The organism is Okeania sp. SIO1H4, from assembly GCF_010672695.1.
Lineage (GTDB): Bacteria > Cyanobacteriota > Cyanobacteriia > Cyanobacteriales > Microcoleaceae > Okeania > Okeania hirsuta.
In genome coordinates, this window is record NZ_JAAHGB010000052.1 from 1 (window position 1) to 16299 (window position 16299).

General features: G+C 35.1%; 18 protein-coding genes and 3 pseudogenes. 7 read left to right on the forward strand and 14 right to left on the reverse strand.

The features are described from left to right. Nucleotides 1-185: pseudogene (locus tag F6K06_RS24800) on the forward strand (hypothetical protein); the annotation flags it as partial. 358 nt (nucleotides 186-543) lie between these two features. On the opposite strand, the gene F6K06_RS24805 reads toward F6K06_RS24800, so the two are convergent. After that, a complete protein-coding gene (locus F6K06_RS24805) occupies nucleotides 544-735 on the reverse strand; it encodes a hypothetical protein (RefSeq protein WP_124145835.1) in 192 nt (63 codons plus the stop codon). Between the two features lie 514 nt (nucleotides 736-1249). Here F6K06_RS24805 and F6K06_RS24810 point away from each other — a divergent pair. After that, nucleotides 1250-1429: a hypothetical protein gene (locus tag F6K06_RS24810; RefSeq protein WP_124154843.1), complete on the forward strand. Its 180-nt coding sequence runs from the start codon at nucleotides 1250-1252 to the stop codon at nucleotides 1427-1429. 195 nt (nucleotides 1430-1624) lie between these two features. On the opposite strand, the gene F6K06_RS24815 is transcribed toward F6K06_RS24810, so the two are convergent. Continuing rightward, nucleotides 1625-1990 (reverse strand): translation initiation factor, encoded by a 366-nt coding sequence (locus F6K06_RS24815; protein ID WP_124145836.1) that lies wholly within the window; start codon nucleotides 1988-1990, stop codon nucleotides 1625-1627. Nucleotides 1991-2484: 494 nt separating this feature from the next. Here F6K06_RS24815 and F6K06_RS24820 point away from each other — a divergent pair, with 494 nt between their 5' ends. The 3 genes from F6K06_RS24820 (at nucleotide 2485) to F6K06_RS34250 (ending at nucleotide 4375) form a co-directional block, all read left to right on the forward strand. After that, the gene (locus F6K06_RS24820) at nucleotides 2485-2811 is read left to right on the forward strand and encodes a DUF760 domain-containing protein (protein ID WP_124145837.1); all 327 of its coding nucleotides are present in this window, start codon (nucleotides 2485-2487) and stop codon (nucleotides 2809-2811) included. Between the two features lie 798 nt (nucleotides 2812-3609). Beyond that, nucleotides 3610-3984 carry a hypothetical protein gene (locus F6K06_RS34245; protein ID WP_338043211.1) on the forward strand — a complete coding sequence of 125 codons (375 nt, stop codon included), beginning with the start codon at nucleotides 3610-3612 and terminating at the stop codon, nucleotides 3982-3984. Beyond that, entirely contained in the window at nucleotides 3947-4375 is a 429-nt protein-coding gene (locus tag F6K06_RS34250) for a hypothetical protein (protein WP_338043212.1), read from the forward strand. Before F6K06_RS34245 ends, F6K06_RS34250 begins: the two co-directional genes overlap by 38 nt. A gap of 322 nt (nucleotides 4376-4697) precedes the next feature. Here F6K06_RS34250 and F6K06_RS24835 read toward each other — a convergent pair whose 3' ends face one another. From F6K06_RS24835 to F6K06_RS24845, 3 genes and pseudogenes are all read right to left on the reverse strand, one after another. After that, nucleotides 4698-5402, reverse strand: coding sequence for an ROK family protein (locus F6K06_RS24835; protein ID WP_124145838.1), 705 nt, complete (start codon nucleotides 5400-5402; stop codon nucleotides 4698-4700). Between the two features lie 89 nt (nucleotides 5403-5491). Beyond that, nucleotides 5492-6145: pseudogene (locus F6K06_RS24840) on the reverse strand (YqiA/YcfP family alpha/beta fold hydrolase). Between the two features lie 373 nt (nucleotides 6146-6518). Next, a complete protein-coding gene (locus tag F6K06_RS24845; RefSeq protein ID WP_124145840.1) occupies nucleotides 6519-6983 on the reverse strand; it encodes a Spy/CpxP family protein refolding chaperone in 465 nt (154 codons plus the stop codon). Nucleotides 6984-7098: 115 nt separating this feature from the next. Between F6K06_RS24845 and F6K06_RS24850 the strand changes: the two genes are divergently transcribed. Then, nucleotides 7099-7242, forward strand: a complete 144-nt coding sequence (locus F6K06_RS24850; RefSeq protein WP_161564606.1) for a hypothetical protein — start codon at nucleotides 7099-7101, stop codon at nucleotides 7240-7242. Nucleotides 7243-7303: 61 nt separating this feature from the next. Here F6K06_RS24850 and F6K06_RS24855 read toward each other — a convergent pair whose 3' ends face one another. From F6K06_RS24855 to F6K06_RS24875, 5 genes are all read right to left on the reverse strand, one after another. Beyond that, nucleotides 7304-7540: a hypothetical protein gene (locus F6K06_RS24855; protein WP_124145841.1), complete on the reverse strand. Its 237-nt coding sequence runs from the start codon at nucleotides 7538-7540 to the stop codon at nucleotides 7304-7306. Nucleotides 7541-7757: 217 nt separating this feature from the next. Then, nucleotides 7758-9101, reverse strand: a complete 1344-nt coding sequence (gene gor, locus F6K06_RS24860; RefSeq protein WP_124145842.1) for a glutathione-disulfide reductase — start codon at nucleotides 9099-9101, stop codon at nucleotides 7758-7760. 695 nt (nucleotides 9102-9796) lie between these two features. Beyond that, a complete protein-coding gene (locus F6K06_RS24865) occupies nucleotides 9797-10759 on the reverse strand; it encodes a class I SAM-dependent methyltransferase (protein WP_287243374.1) in 963 nt (320 codons plus the stop codon). A 77-nt stretch (nucleotides 10760-10836) separates the two neighbouring features. Continuing rightward, entirely contained in the window at nucleotides 10837-11886 is a 1050-nt protein-coding gene (locus tag F6K06_RS24870) for a class I SAM-dependent methyltransferase (RefSeq protein WP_124145845.1), read from the reverse strand. Then, a complete protein-coding gene (locus tag F6K06_RS24875; protein ID WP_124145846.1) occupies nucleotides 11867-12397 on the reverse strand; it encodes a class I SAM-dependent methyltransferase in 531 nt (176 codons plus the stop codon). The genes F6K06_RS24870 and F6K06_RS24875 overlap by 20 nt, the downstream gene beginning before the upstream one ends. 692 nt (nucleotides 12398-13089) lie before the next feature. Here F6K06_RS24875 and F6K06_RS24880 point away from each other — a divergent pair. Beyond that, nucleotides 13090-13215: a hypothetical protein gene (locus tag F6K06_RS24880; protein ID WP_287287900.1), complete on the forward strand. Its 126-nt coding sequence runs from the start codon at nucleotides 13090-13092 to the stop codon at nucleotides 13213-13215. A gap of 312 nt (nucleotides 13216-13527) precedes the next feature. Here F6K06_RS24880 and F6K06_RS24885 read toward each other — a convergent pair whose 3' ends face one another. The 4 genes and pseudogenes from F6K06_RS24885 to F6K06_RS24900 form a co-directional block, all read right to left on the reverse strand. Continuing rightward, nucleotides 13528-13890, reverse strand: a complete 363-nt coding sequence (locus F6K06_RS24885) for a ferredoxin (protein ID WP_124145847.1) — start codon at nucleotides 13888-13890, stop codon at nucleotides 13528-13530. A 12-nt stretch (nucleotides 13891-13902) separates the two neighbouring features. Next, a complete protein-coding gene (locus F6K06_RS24890; protein WP_124145848.1) occupies nucleotides 13903-14883 on the reverse strand; it encodes a cysteine synthase A in 981 nt (326 codons plus the stop codon). A gap of 34 nt (nucleotides 14884-14917) precedes the next feature. Then, nucleotides 14918-15425: pseudogene (locus F6K06_RS24895) on the reverse strand (Uma2 family endonuclease). Between the two features lie 93 nt (nucleotides 15426-15518). Next, complete coding sequence (locus F6K06_RS24900; RefSeq protein WP_287243376.1) at nucleotides 15519-16103, reverse strand: Uma2 family endonuclease; 585 nt, start codon at nucleotides 16101-16103, stop codon at nucleotides 15519-15521. Between the last annotated feature and the right edge of the window lie 196 nt (nucleotides 16104-16299).

A 16299-nucleotide genomic window follows, 5' to 3' on the forward strand; every position in this document is an offset into this window, starting at 1 on the left:
AATATAAGTATTTAGGAAAAGGGGGAAGTGAAGCTCATATTGATGCAGTTGAAAAAATGACTCGAAGGAATCTTATTGATGAGTTGGAGAGAGTTGTTCATTCCCTTCAAGAAAGTTATTTAGATATCTGTTTCGGTGGAGAAATTGAACCAGACCCATCCTCTGATTTTCAGGATGATAAATAATTTCAAAAACAAAGATAATTCCAGTATGAATTCGGTCTTTAAATCTTAATTTCAGTAGTTAGTTTAAATATTACGCTAACTTTTTTTGTCCAAAGTCCAATAATTAAGTAGAGCTACTTATTAGAATTCAAAAAGAAAGATAAAATATAGCTTTTCTCACTACATTGAGAAATTATATCAAATCCGGTTAAACAGCCATAGAATGCTTAAGTTAGCAGGAGTCAGGAGTCAGGAGTCAGGAGTCAGGAGGAGAAAGAATTACAAAGATAAGCGTAGTTATGACCATTGAATAATTTTTTTATGTCCAATTAAACGGATTTGATATTATGTGTAATTAAAATAGGACTTGAGAGCAAATCTAATATCTAGGCTCCAAGAATTCTCCGTTAATAGAAGAGTTATTAGAGGTATCTTCAGGTAACCAACGACATTCTAATTTTCCTGCTTCTATTTGAGGTACTTTAATAGCAAACCCATTACCATCACCTACCAGAGAAAATCCAAAACCAACAGAAGTTCCTAGTAATACTAAAGCAACTGTTCTAAACATTTATATATCTCCACTAATATAAGTTTAATTACTTCTTATTTAAAACTACAAAGCTAAAATCAAAATTCCGCAACAATTATCGTTCTTAATATTAGCTATATAAATATTATTGGCAAGTTTATAACAGGCAACAGGCAACAGAAGACAAATAAACATAGGTGTAACTCATTAGGCTGAGAAACGCTATATCAATCTATTTCCTAACCAACCCATTTTTTGCTAATATTTAACTAGCTATCAGCTTTTAGCTATCAGCACTTCAGCTTTTAGAGCTAGAATTCAACAATTAATTATTAATTATTAATTATTACCTCTCCTTGAAAACGGATAGGATTGACTAATAATGAAAAATTTTTCTTCTCTTGGTCGATTGGATATGGCGAGAAGACCCGCTCTTGACAGAGCCGCTCCGAAGTACGCCATCCCACCCTATGGGAAGCTGCGCTAACGACCGCTTGTTTCTCCTTTAAAGGAGAGGCTTTAAACCTTAATTAGGGTTTGCTGAAAAAGTCTTATGGGTGAGGGTAGGAGACAGGAGACAGGAGACAGGAAACAGGAGACAGGAGACAGGAGACAGGAGACAGGAGACAGGAGGAACGGGGAATTTAGAGTAGGTAGGAGTAAGAATTATAAGAATGATTTCTCTGCCCAACTTTTGCCTAAAATACGCTCCTTTTTGAGCATGAAGAGCTGAAAACCAGGCACTTTTTTCGACCTCAAAAAGGCACTTGTCTTTATATGTCAATGCTTTTAGATTTAATCAGCAAGCCCTAATTATTCGGTAAAAAACCCCGTCTTATGAACGGCCGTGAAATCTCTTTTCCGTTCCGGAATGCTCCGCTCTCCTAGGGTGTCTCAAAAAGAATCTGCTGATTCCTGAGGAGCTTCTTTAACCACCGCTAATTTTAGCTTTGTAGCCCAATTTAGTTAAAATCTCCAGTAACTTTTGTTTATGTTCCCCCTGAATTTCAATTTCATTATCTTTCACAGTGCCACCCGCACCACATTGATTTTTAAGCTGTTTCAGTAAAGTTGTCAAAACTTCCTGGTTCGACTGAAACCCACTAATAATGGTAACTGTTTTTCCTTTGCGACCTTTGCGAGATGCTTGTACTTTTAAATTTTGTTGATTTGGAGGTAAGTTTGGTACTGCTCTTTCTGTTGCTGGGGAGGTAGCATTATTACCAAACTCTGAGTAAACTACGCGATCGCCTTTAGCATTCATATTAGAGGAATTATTTTTTGAACGACCCATAACTTTTAAGGAATATTATTTAGATTACTAAATCATAAGTATATCATGTATTAAGCTTAGTAGGATAAGTATTATAAAGCTTAGTTCAACAATAGGAAGGAATATAAATTTAACTAGGAAATTTGAGTAGCGATCGCCATTCAAGATTTATTTCCTCTATTTAACTAGCTATCAGTGCTTCAGCTTTTAGAGCTAGGGGTCAAAATCCCCGGTTCTTATAAGCTGGATGGTTGAGTCGGAGTTGAAATCTCCTTTTCGTTCCGGAATGCTCCGCTCTCCTAGGGTGTCTCAAAAAAAATCTGCTGATAGCTGAGGTGCTGACCGCTGAGGTGCTTCTTTAACAAAATCCATCCACAAACTGTCAAACGTGAAATACGGTTTGGCTAGAGTAGAAAAAACCGGATCGAAAAGTTCGGTCACTCTTAATACTGGAGTTGGAAAAAGTTGCTAATATGTAACTAAATACTAAACTCTATTAATTCTAGATAAGTACTATGAATAATCTTCCAAGTCATCCCTCTGAATATTCTGCCAATCAATCCAGTAGTGATAACGTATTATGGCAATATGTTCAATCTTTGAATCCAGAAACTGTAGCTCAACTTTCTAAACCAGAACCAGAAGTTGCTCAAATTATGGAACAAAATTTAAGAGGAATGTTGGGACATTTACCACCAGAGCATTTTGCCATGACTATAACTACTAGCAGAGAAAATCTTGGTCAAATGTTGGCTTCTGCGATGATGAGTGGTTACTTTTTACATCAAGCTAAACAAAGAATGGAACTTGACACATCTCTCCAAGACCTGCATTCTAGTTGAGATAGCTAAACATTTACTTGAGGTGATAAATTCTACAAACAATAGGATCAATGAAAGAGGATAGTTTGAAATCAAACGGTTAATCCAAAAAGTATTTCTGATAATTGTCCCAAAATTAGAATCATTGTACAAAATTAATATCCTCTTTCAACCACAAAATCAATGGAAATCAACTGAATTTATGACAGGTTATTAATTGTCTAAAAAAATAATTATGCTCAATCATTCTCAAGTTAAAAATCAGGAATTGACTAAAAAAATATGTTATTCAAACTTTATCTAAAATTATCCCAATTCCTACTAATTTAAAAATAGATGCTTTAATCGAAACTTTAGAGAAGCATTCTCATACTCGTCAATTAATTATTCTCCAAGATTTTCCAGACCTAGATGCACTTTCAGGAGCTTTGGCTTATAAGTTAATTGCCGAACAATATAATATTCAGTGTGATCTTGTTTATACTGGTACTCTGATATCATATCCGCTGGGGCGCGTTTGTGTAAACTCAAGGGTGAATATCTACAGGGAATTTAAGTTTTTTTATTGCCCTTAAGTATTCCTGCCTGTTCCCTGTTCCCTGTTCCCTGTTCCCTGTTCCCTGTTCCCTACCTTTGCTATACAATACCGATGCTACCGGACATGATATGAGTCATCAAGAAAATATTACACTTGTTAAATTGACTGGTTTGCCAGTCCAAAAGTAGACAGTAGAAACTTCTAAAAAAAAGGATTTATCTGTTTATCAAGGATGTGTTTTTATTGATAACCAAGGTACTACCAGTCAGCTCACTTCACTGGTGGTAAAAACTATTCCTGTAGTGGCTGTTATTGACCACCATAGTCTACAAGAAAACTTAAAGGCAGAGTTTGTAGATATTCGGCCTTCAATCAAAGCTACAGCTACTATCTTAACCCAATATATTCAAGCAGGATTACTAGAATTTGATAATAATACTATCGAACATATAAAATGTGCTACAGCTTTGATGCATGGCATCAGGTCTGATACAAATCAGTTATTACAAACAACAGATGAAGATTTTCTGGCGACGGCTTATTTAAGTCGTTTTTATGATGCAACGTTATTAAATGCGGTGCTACAATCTTCTAGGTCTCAACGGGTGATTGATATTATTGAAAGAGCTTTGTCTCATCGCTCTATATATATATAACAATGTTTCTATTTCTGGTGTTGGTTATCTTCGTGGTTTAGATCGAGATGCTATTCCTCAAGCTGCTGACTTTTTAATCACAGAAGAAAATGTTCATACTGCTGTTGTTTATGGTATTGTTCAAGATGAGGAAAAAGAACTAGAAGTAGTCACTGGATCTTTGCGAACTAATAAAATTACTCTAGATCCAGATGAGTTTATTAAAGAAGCTTTTGGAATGGATACCCAAGGACATTTTTTCGGTGGAGGGCGTTGCCAAGCAGGAGGTTTTGAAATTCCTATAGATTTTCTTTCTGGTTTTAATTTTAACAGTGAATATGCTCAAAAAAAATGGGATGTTTTTAATATTCAAGTTAAGCAAAAGCTTTTAAAATTAGTCAATCCTAACTAAATAGGCATCTCCGAAAGAGAGAGAGTAGGGAGTAGGGAGTAGGGAGTAGGGGGAAATAATTGATGATTTATGCGTATGGGATTGATTTGATTTTTGATGATCGCGCCTATGTCTAATAGAGAAATACTAAAACTATGACTACTTAATTATTAGGCGTTGGTGAAAAGAGGTATGATATTTTGTCCGGATAAGAGCGCCAACAAAAAAACTTTCTCCTTCTATTCCTTGTTTCTTCTTCTTTCTTTCCTCCTGACTCCTGACTCCTGACTCCTGACTCCTAAGTAATTAAGATTAATATCATACCTTAATTTACCAACGCCAATTATTCTTTCCATAAAGCAATTCCTCCTAATAAACCATTTACATTAGGCACTATTTTTACATTTGTTGGTAATTCAAATTCAATTTTTTTTGTATTGCCACCACCAAGATAAATATGATCGCAATTAAATAAATGTTGTAGAGTAGCGATCGCCTTTTCTAAGCGCTTATTCCACTTCTTTTTACCAATATCATCTAATGCTGCTCTTCCTAAGTGTTCCTCATAAGTGTCTTTTTTACGAAACGGATGATGACCCATTTCCAAGTTTGGCACTAGTTTTCCTTCTAGAAACAATGCTGAACCGAAACCAGTTCCTAAAGTAACTACCAACTCTACTCCTTTGCCTTCAATTGTTCCTAGTCCTTGAATATCAGCATCATTAGCAACTCGCACCGGTTTCCCCAAGCGTTCTGAAAGCACTGCTGCCAAATTCAACCCTATCCAGTCAGAATCTAAATTTGCTGCTGTTTTAATCACACCATCCATAACTACACCAGGGAAACCTACGGATATTCTGTCAAATTCTCCTTGTTCTGCTGCTAAAGAGACAATCTCTTTTAATATTGGGTCTGGTTTTGCTGGGTCTGGTGTTTCGACACGACTACGTTTTGTGATAGGTTCTCCTGTTTCATCTAAGACTATTACTTTAATCCCGCTGCCACCAATATCAACTGCTAAAGTTTGTATAGTTTTAACTTCATTCATTGCTTACGCCTTTTTTTTATGACATATTATCATCATAATTAATATTGTTTTACTCCGACAATATTTATAACCTTATCTTAATTATTTATCTAACTAAAGTCTTGCTTTAAAAACTGATTAATTTCCTGCCAAACTTTTGCCATCACATTCCCCAAAGTATGGTCAGTATCAAGTTCTATTAATTCTACCCAGGAGCGTTTGGCAACAAATTCTCGACTAGCTTGAATGGGAATCACGTTGTCATTTAAACCATGAAAAATTAAAGTTGGTAAAGTACGTTTTAATTTTTTCTCTTCATACTCGATCAAATCAACTATAAAATCATAGCTCAATAGTGAATATTTTTTTTCTCCATAATGGTATATCCAATAATCTCCCCTTTCTTGCCATTTTTGTAAATTTTCTTCTCCTAAATTTTGTTGCCAATGGGATAAAAAATTAAAGGCGGGTGCCAGTAAAATTATTGCTTTAACATGGAAATTTTGTTCTGCTAAAAAAGTAGATGTTAAACCACCAAAACTAGAGCCAATTAATATTATTGGTGTAGATTTTTTTGTGATTTCTGACTCTACTTGATGAATTTGTCTTGTTAAAGTTAGGTTGTAAAAATCATTTTGATTTAAGTCTAGAATATTAAGATTGAGGTTGATTTATGCGAAGCGATCGCGCAAATATATAGCTTTATTAGATTTGGGACTAGAGGCAAATCCATGTAAATAAATATAAGTGTAATTATTCAGCATTTCTTTTGTTTAAAGTCAAGAATAGGCCAGGGTAATTAGTAGCTAATATTTGTCCAAATGGTATTAACTAGCTATCAGCATTTTCCGTACCGGAATCCTCCGCAAACAGCATTTCCGTACAGAAACGCTTTGAAATTTATCTTGCTAAAGTATTTTTTTCAAAACTTGTAATAATTATTTTGTAAAGTTTATTAGTAATGACTAGTAATGACTGTTTTTTTTATTCGATAATTTTGCCGACGATCGAATCAGTTTTATATATTTATATCATATTATTTTATCAATCAGGCTGGCTATAAATTATTCCAGAATTTACTTACTATAAAATACTCATACCAACCACCACTACTTCTAGTCTTTAAAGTTAATTTAACTAGCGATTTTTGAGAGATTCCCGGCGTTGCTGCATTAACTTTGACCACTGTTGTAATTGTTCGGGAGTTAGCACTTCTCTAATTTTGAGAATAGTATTAAATTGTAATTCTGCTAAATCTTTTCTCAACTGTAAAACTTCGCCATGTTTTTGCCGTAGTTGATTATCAGTATTAGTAGCAATTATCATTTGATTTAATTCTTCCTGGGCATCCCGCAAATTTTCTAAACTTTGAATAATTTGCTGTTGATGTTGCTGACGAATTGCCACAATTTTATCAGTTTGTTCTTGTGTAAGATTTAGTTGTTGAAATACACCTTCTTCTGTTGATTGTGACTCCTGTACTTTTGTTGTTTGACTAATTATTTGAGCATCATTATTATAGTTAGGAGTTGCAATAACAGAACTAATAGTTAAGGGTGTAACTAATAATCCTAATACAGCAGAAATCAAAGCTGGGGACATAAAATTTTACCTCTCAATATTTGGTTAGGTATGAATTAATATCAAATCCTTTTTTTTCAAATTATATCAAATCCGTTTAATTGGAAATAAAAAAATTCGGTGGTGGTGCATAGTAATGGTAAAGGAAGCACCAGGAGTTTGGGGGGATGGGGAGATGGGGAGTGTGGGAAATGGGGAGATGAGGAGTGTGGGAGAAATTAAAAAATATGTATCCTACCATTACCATGCAGGACTATCAAAAATTCTTCAATCGTCATAACTACGCTCATCTTTGTGATTCTCTCTCCTCCTGACTCCTGACTACTCCTTACTTAACCAATCTATAACTGTTTAACCGGTAAAGAAGGTTGACTAACTTTTTTGGCGTTGGTGATTTGAGATATGATATCATGTCCGGATAAGAGCGCGAACAAAAAACTTTCTCCTTCTACTACTCTTTCTTCTTCTTTCTTCTCTCCTGACTCGGTCTTCCCCCTCCTGGGAGGGGGAGGGGCGAGGGGTGGGTTGACTCCTAAAGAATTAAGATTAATATCATACACGCGCTTCACTAACGCCACTTTTTCTACCTAAATTGTTTCTTCCAACTTCGGTTTTACTTTTTTCTTCTTACTTCTTTTACAGCGCTTTTCAGTTGAGTAGACCACTAAACTCATTGTTAGGAGTCAGTCTTCAGGAGTAGACAGTAGTAGGAGCGAATGGCCATTCGCCCCTACAGGGTTTTGTTTGTGACGTGAGGTCAGAGATCGGCAAAAGTGCTGTAACTTACCACCTTCTTCAACGTAAAGTTACTAACTCTTCTGATGTGGAGGGGTGAATACCAATAGTGCGGTCAAAGTCTGCTTTGGTTGCACCCATATTAACAGCGATCGCCATTCCTTGGATAATTTCACCCGCATCTTTACCGACCATGTGTACTCCTAAAACACGGTCAGTATTACCCTCGACTACCAATTTCACCATTACTTTTTCATCTGCACCTGTAAAACTGTGGAACATTGGGCGAAACTTAGCGCGGTAACATTTGATAGAGTCACCAAATTTTTCTTTAGCTTCTGCTTCTGTTAGACCTACGGTAGATCCTTCTGGTTCTGAGAAGACTGCTGTGGGAATATTTTCTAGAGAAATTGCTCTAGGGATATTACCAAATTCTGTATCAGCAAAAGCACGACCTTGAGCAATAGCAACAGGAGTTAAATTTGCTTTATCTATACAGTCTCCCACTGCATAAATATTTGGTTGAGTGGTACGACAGTTTCCACTAACGGCAATTGCACCACTAACTGTTTCTACTCCAGCGTTTTCTAAGTTCAAACCTTCTAAGTTTGGTTTGCGACCAGTTGCACAGAGGAATGTATCGACAATTAAAGGTTCGGCATTTTCTCCTGTTAGGTGAACTTTTAACCCTTCTTCGACTTTCTCAATTTTTTCTACATTTGTATTGATGCGGAAGTCTACTCCATGTTTTGTCATTCCTTCTTGAATGTTGCTGCGGATGTCTTGGTCAAAACCTCGCAAAATTAAATCCCGACGAATAATTTGAGTAACTTCAGTACCGACACCATTTAAAATTCCGGCAAATTCTACACCGATATAACCGCCTCCCCAAACTGCCATTCTTTTTGGTTGTTCTTTGAGGTGGAACATTTCGCGGGAAGTAATACTATGTTCAATTCCAGGAATGTTGATTTTTTCTGCTTTCCCACCGACAGCGATTAAGATTTTATCTGCTGTGATTTTACGATCGCCTACTTCTACGGTATGGGGGTCGATAAATTTGGCATATCCTTCTATTAGTTCCACTCCTGCTTTTTCCAGGAAACTGATATGTAGTTTATTTAAACGTAGAACTTCTGTATTTACAGCATCTATTAATTTATGCCAATCAAAACTAGGTTCTACTTCACTCCAACCATAACCTACTGCATCTTGATACAAGTGGGAAAATCTGGAACCGTAAACCATGAGTTTTTTTGGGACACATCCTCTAATGACGCAAGTACCTCCTACTAAATCATTTTCAGCGATCGCTACTTTTGCTCCATAAGATGCTGCCCTTTTTGAAGATGCTAACCCACCCGATCCTGCACCTATCACAAATAGATCGTAATCGTATGCCATAATTTGATATCCTTTGATTGATATTTTAATTATTTTGTTGTTTGTCTTTTTAAATTATACCTGTTGTTGCTTCTCATGTAATTCTGTCATTAGGCAGATCGGTTAAATTAGGACAATAATTTAGAGACATCCAATTACTACTTTACAAACAGAATGTAATTTTATACGATAATTTGATATTCTTGGGTTGATATTTTTACTATTTTTTTACGGCGTTACTGATTTGAGGTATGAAATTCAACTTTGGATAAATTTTCAGCCAAAACAGTAGTGCAAATTATACCTATTTCTTTCTATTTAGTCACCGAAAAACTCCTTTCTATCTACTAACTCCTGACTCATGAGGACTGTGAAATCATACATTTATTCAGCAACGCCTTTTTTACTTCTATTTTTCTATAATAACAGTCGTTAATTTAGTTGATTTTCTCAATTACTGTAGTAGTTTGATGGTAGTTTTGTATGAATTTCATTGAAATTAGGGAGAAGGGGTAATACTTTTCATTTTTTATCTATAATTCTTGATTTTTTACAAATCATAGGACTTACGCAGTACAAGGTATTTTCGTCCGAAGCGACCCACAGGGTTTGCGCAGCAGTCCGGAACGGAAAGCAATTTCACATTCTAGTTTTTCGTACCTCATGCGTAAGTCCTGAAATCATTTATTCTACCTCAAATCAAAAAAATCTCCACATTATTTTTTAGGTTTCCTTGCTACTACCGTAGGAAATATCCTGGCATTATCCCAAATAAATTCTATATCATCAAAACCAACATTTTGTAGTTGTAATTTTGTCGTTGATGAACTTCTAAATCCTGTAATTTTCAGATTCAACATAATATCGCCAAATATGATTTTTGTAAGTAACATATCGTCTAGATTTAGTTGATTCATATCCCATTCTGAATTGGGGTCGATATTCGGGGATGGGGTTAAAAAGCTAGTTACCAATATACCTCCTGGCATTAATGCTTTGAAAAACTTTCGATATAGCTCCATAACTTTTTGATCATCAGATTCATAAATATTTAAACCATTGCTAGTCAATAGCGTAAATTCATCTTCAAAAGGCAAATTCCAACCATCTTCCTGATGAAATTCTACTTTTTCAGATAACCCATATTCTTCAGCTAATTTTTTTGCCAATTTTAAACTTTCATAATCAATATCAATTCCCACTAAACGGAAATTATCTACACCTGAAAAATCCAACTTCAACAAATCCCTCATTACCCCACAAGGTAAGGAGGCAAAAACTAAACCATCTCTCACATAATTCTGAATAACTTTACTGAAATTGACATATCTTTGTTGTGTCGCCAGGAAAGTAGGGTCTTGATCCAATAAATACTTTTCTAATTTTGTTAAACTACGACCTTCTTTATCAATACCTGTCACCCTTCCTTGATACTGATGTTCCAGAACATAGTCTGTCCAATAGCCATTCAGACCTCCATTTTGTAAATAAAATTGCCCTAAAGGAAAACCTGCTAATCCATTAAGAAGTTCTAATTGTCTAGCAACAGTAACATGGGGTTTATCTCCAGTCTGAATAATTCTTTGTTTAACCCTTTCTATGGTTTCTTCAAGAGTTTCATTTTTACTTCCATGAGAGAGAATACGTTGTTCATTAAATTCTTGAGATTGTTGAGTCATTAGCTTATTTTGATTGAATTACAATATTGATTTTATTAATTACTAAATATTTGTCAAGTTAAAAGCTTCTCCATACCCTATTTAGGTTTACGCGCTGTTACTGTGGGATATATTCTTGCGTTATCCCAAATAAATTCTATTTCATCAAACCCAACAGTTTGTAATTGTAATTTTGTTGTTGATGAACTCCTAAAGGCTGTAAATTTAACATTCAATATATCAAAAAATATAATTTTTGAAAGCAATAAATCTTCTGAATTAATCTGACTCATATCCCATTCTGAATTGGGGTCAATATTTGGGGATGGGGTTAAAAAGCTAGTTACTAATATACCTCCTGGCATTAATGCTTTGAAAAACTGTCGATATAACTCCGTTACTTTTTCATCATCAGGTTCATAAACATTTAAACCATTGCTAGTCAATAGTGTAAATTCATCTTCAAAAGGCAAATTCCAAGCATCTTCCTGATGAAATTCTACTTTTTCTGATAAATCATATTCTTCAGCTAATTTTTTTGCTAATTCTAAACTTTCATAGTCAATATCAATTCCCACTAAACGAAAATTTTCTACTCCGGTAAAATCCAACTTCAACAAATCCCTCATTACTCCACAAGGCAAGGAAGCAAAAACTATATCCTCTTGCACACAATTCTGAATAGCTTTACCAAAATTGACATATCTTTGTTGTGTAGGAAAGGAGTTTTTATCTAGCAAAAATTTTTCTAATTCTGTTAAACTACGACCTTCAGCATCAATACCAGTAATTCTTCCTTGAAATTGGTGTTCCACTACATAATCTGTCCAATAGCCATTCAGACCTCCATTTTGTAATAAAAATTGTCCTAAAGGAAAACCTGCTAATTCATTAAGAAATTCTAATTGTCTGGCAACAGTAACATGGGGTTTATCTCCAGTTTTGATAATTCTTTGTTTAACCCTTTCTATGGTTTCTTCAATACTTTCATTTTCATTTCCATGAGAGAGGATACGTTGTTCATTAAATTCTTGAGATTGTTTAGTTATTGACTTATCTTTCATTAAATTATGCTGTTTAACTATAACTTTTTTCGGGGAAGCGATCGCCTCCCCAAAATTAATATTTTCAACACTTATGACAGACAAAATATAACCCACTAATATTTTGAGTAGGAATATAATTATCAACCTCACAACACAGTTGTTTCATTAACCCTGCTTCTAACATTTCTTCATGGATTTTTTTCCATCCACTCTCCTGATTTTCAAACCAATGTTGGCGGTAGGAAAAACAAAGTAATCCTGCTGATTTTGTCACCCGAATTATTTCCGGCAAACTCTCCGATGGCGCATTTCCAGGAGAACATAAAGTTCCTGCGCTAATTACAATATCAAAGGTATTATCAGCATAGGGAATTTCCGGAAGAATAGACTGTTTAAGTTCTTTATATAATCCCTTACTTTTAGCAGATTCTAACATTCCTGGTGACATATCTATTCCATAAAAGAAACCTTTTACCCCCATTTCTCTCAAAATACGACCTTGGTCTCCAGTACCACACCCTAAATCTAGAATAGCTAAGTTAGAAGAGTTACCAATATATTGATGTAAAAGTTGGCAGCATTTTTTGGCAGCATAAGTACCACCCTCAAAAATTTCATGGTTTTGGTCATACTATTCTATTAACGGTTGATATTGACCTGTTTTTTCTACCTCTTGGGAATTAGTTGTATACTCTGAAAACCACTGTCTTTGATTGGATTTTGATTGTTCCATAAAATAAATTACCGAATAATTGATAATGAATAATTTTTGCTTAAACTTCTTTATTTTTCAGTATAAAAAATTCCTAAATTTGCCTTTTAGTCAATCTTTTTCTGGAAGACAAGAGGTAATTATCACTCATCAGTTAACAGTTAATATTTTTAGTATTGCTTTTAATACCATGTCCGTTTAATTAGAGCTTGCTGATTAAATCTAAAAGCATTGACAAATAAAGACAAGTGGTTTTTTTAGGTCAAAAAAAGTGCCTGGTTTTCAGCTCTTCATGCTCAAAAAGGAGCACATTTTAGGCAAAAGTTGGGCAGAACAATCTTGGGACAAAACTTAGCTCCTACCTCCTCGCTCATTCCCATTTCTCCTGTCTCCTACCCCTACTAAAAGACTTTTTCAACAAACCCTAATTAATGATCAAAAACTTTCTTCTTCTATCTTGACTCCTAACCCGTCCGTCTTTATTTATAACCTACATTCCGCACTTCAGTTTGTAATATTAAAAGTAGTATATAAATCCGTAGCTTGGTAGGTATTTATACTATGCAAATCATCTCAATAGACCTCTTGCAAAAGTGTTAATTAGGGTTTGCTTATGGAAGTCTTTTAGTCAGGGGAGGAGTCAACCCACCCCTAACCCCTCCCAGGAGGGGAACTCAGGAGTCAGGAGTCAGGATAAATGGGATAAATGGGAATTATAGAGGAGATAGTAGGAAGAATCGTTCCTTGATTTTTCTGTCCAACTCTTGACCAAAATCCTAAATTTTTGAACCATTACCACCTAAAACCTCGCACTTTTTGATACTTAAAAAGGCTAAAAACTTTATATTTAAAGACTTTTAGATTTAATCAGCAAGTATTAATTAAATCAATTCAAGACTATGAAATAAACAATTTCATCTCTCTATTCCCTATTCCCTATTCCCTGACTTCTGCAAGAAGTCTAATTACTTTTTTCGTTGATCAAATTCCGAGTAAAAAATTTACGCATAAATACTTGGTTGATTGATTACTCAATCACGGCAGCTATGATTTTCTCCTAAATTCTGTCTCCTGACTCCTGACTCCTGACTCCTTCTTCTCAGACAATGAAACTTAGAATAAAGCATTTTTTTCACAGATACTCCACCTAGTAAATGTCTTTCCACCACTGCCGAAACCTCATCAATATGAACATGACTATACCAAACTTCCTCCGGCAAAACTAAAACCATCGGACCATTGCCACATTGCCCTAAACATCCACTTTTTTCTACTTGAATATTAGGAACTTCAGACGACTCAAAAGCAGCTAATACTTTTGCCGAACCTTGTTTCCGACAAGTACGATTTTGACAGACTAATAAACGTCTATCAACTTGACTATTTTCCACCATAATTTCTCCCGGTTATACTTCATCCGGCAATAAATTTTTAGCAGCTAACCATTCACTATTAAATAATTTTGATTGATAACGAGCGCCACTATCACATAATACAGTCACAATAGTATGACCAGAACCCATTTCTTTTGCTAAAGCTATTGCTGCACCAACATTAATTCCGACAGAACCACCCATAAATAAACCGTCTTTTCTTAACAGTTGATAAACCACTTTTACCGCTTCTTGATCATCAACTCGAATCGCATCATCTATCGGCACATTTTCCATATTTTTCGTTACCCGACTATTACCAATACCCTCAGTAATAGAATTACCCTCGCTAGAAATTTCCCCAGTTTTCACATAACTATAAAGACCGCTTCCCATAGGGTCTGCTAAAACAGTTTTAATTTGCGGATTTTTTTCTTTTAAAAATAATGACACACCAGCAAAAGTTCCACCCGTACCAGTAGCAGCTACCCAACCATCTACTTTTCCATCAGTTTGTTCCCAAATTTCCGGTCCGGTTGTTTCATAATGAGCAATTCTATTTGCCAAATTATCAAACTGATTTGCCCAGATAGCATTTTCCATTTCCGATGCTAATCTACCTGACATTTTTACATAGTTATTTGGGTCTTTATAGGGAACTGCTGGAACAGGTCTAACTTCCGCACCTAAAGTTCTCAAAGCATCCATTTTTTCAATAGATTGAGTTTCGGGAATAATAATTAAACACTTATAACCTTTAGCATTACAAATATGTGCTAAACCAATTCCTGTATTACCAGCAGTTCCTTCCACAACTGTTCCCCCAGGTTTCAGTAAACCTTTTTCTTCTGCATCTTTAATAATATAAAGAGCAGCTCGGTCCTTCACCGAACCCCCTGGATTAAGAAATTCTGCTTTGCCTAAAATTTCACATCCAGTTTCTTCACTGAAGCTATTTAATCTAATTAATGGAGTATTGCCAACTGTACCGATAAAACCTTGTTTAATATCCATTTTTTGACCAATATTTTATTTACAAAATATTATTTTACCAAACTTTGCTCATCTTTAAAACAAATCCAGGCAATACTGAGTCCCCACTTACAGTATCAGGATTTTCTAAACATTCGGTAGGCATTCCTGGGCGATAGATATAAACTTTTCTCTCTTTCCTATCAATTAACCAACCCAGTTTTACCCCTGGTTCTTCCATATATTCTGCCATTTTTGCTTGGAGAGTTTTCAGATTATCTGAAGGTGACATTAACTCCACCACAAAATCTGGGCAAATCGGAGCAAACTTTTCTTTTTGTTCTTGGGATAAACTATTCCATCTTTCTAATTTTATCCAGGAAACATCGGGGGATTTTTTCGCTCCTGTGGAAAGAGCAAATCCCGTACTAGAACTAAAAGCTAAACCCGTACCATCTTCCTCTGACCATAACCCTAGTTGCAGACATATATTGAATTCTCTATTTCCTGTTTCAGCAACCAGCAGGAGACATAATTAATAACTCTCCAAATTTATTAGTTTCTATGCGTAAATCTTGATTAATTTGACAGAATTAAAAAAATTGTTCCTCTGTCATTTTTAAACTTGGAGGCATTTGTAAAATCATTGTTTCTTCGAGCATAATTTTCCCTCCTATTTACCAAACTTTCTGCATATTTAAAACAAATCCCGGTAATACTGGTTCCCCACTTACACTATGAGGATTTTCTAAACATTCTGTAAGCATTCCTGGGCGATAGATATAAACTTTTCTCTCTTTCCTATCAATTAACCAACCCAGTTTTACCCCTGGTTCTTCCATATATTCTGCCATTTTTGCTTGGAGAGTTTTCAGATTATCTGAAGGTGACATTAACTCCACCACAAAATCTGGGCAAATCGGAGCAAACTTTTCTTTTTGTTCTTGGGATAAACTATTCCATCTTTCTAATTTTATCCAGGAAACATCGGGGGATTTTTTCGCTCCTGTGGAAAGAGTAAATCCTGTACTGGAATCAAAAGCAATACCCGTACCTTCTTTTTCTGCCCAAAAATATAATTTTGCTGCTATACCAAGGTTACGATTTCCTGTTTCTGAACCAGTAGGAGACATAATTAATAACTCTCCAAATTTATTAGTTTCTATCCGTAAATCTCGATTAATTTGACAGAATTCAAAAAACTGTTCATCTGTCATTTGTAAATTTGGAGGCATTTGTAAAATAATCGGATCATCAAGCATAATTTTTCCCTCCTAAAAATAATTAAGGATTAAGAATCCTGGTTAAAATCTTAATCCTCAATTAAATTACAACGTAAGCATTTCCTGCGGACTGCTGCGCAAACAGCTATTAGCGCTTCAGCGGTCAGCAATAAAAATCAAATAGGCTATTATTGTCAGTATTCAGCTCTTAGTTTTTTAATGAATAAAGCAAGCA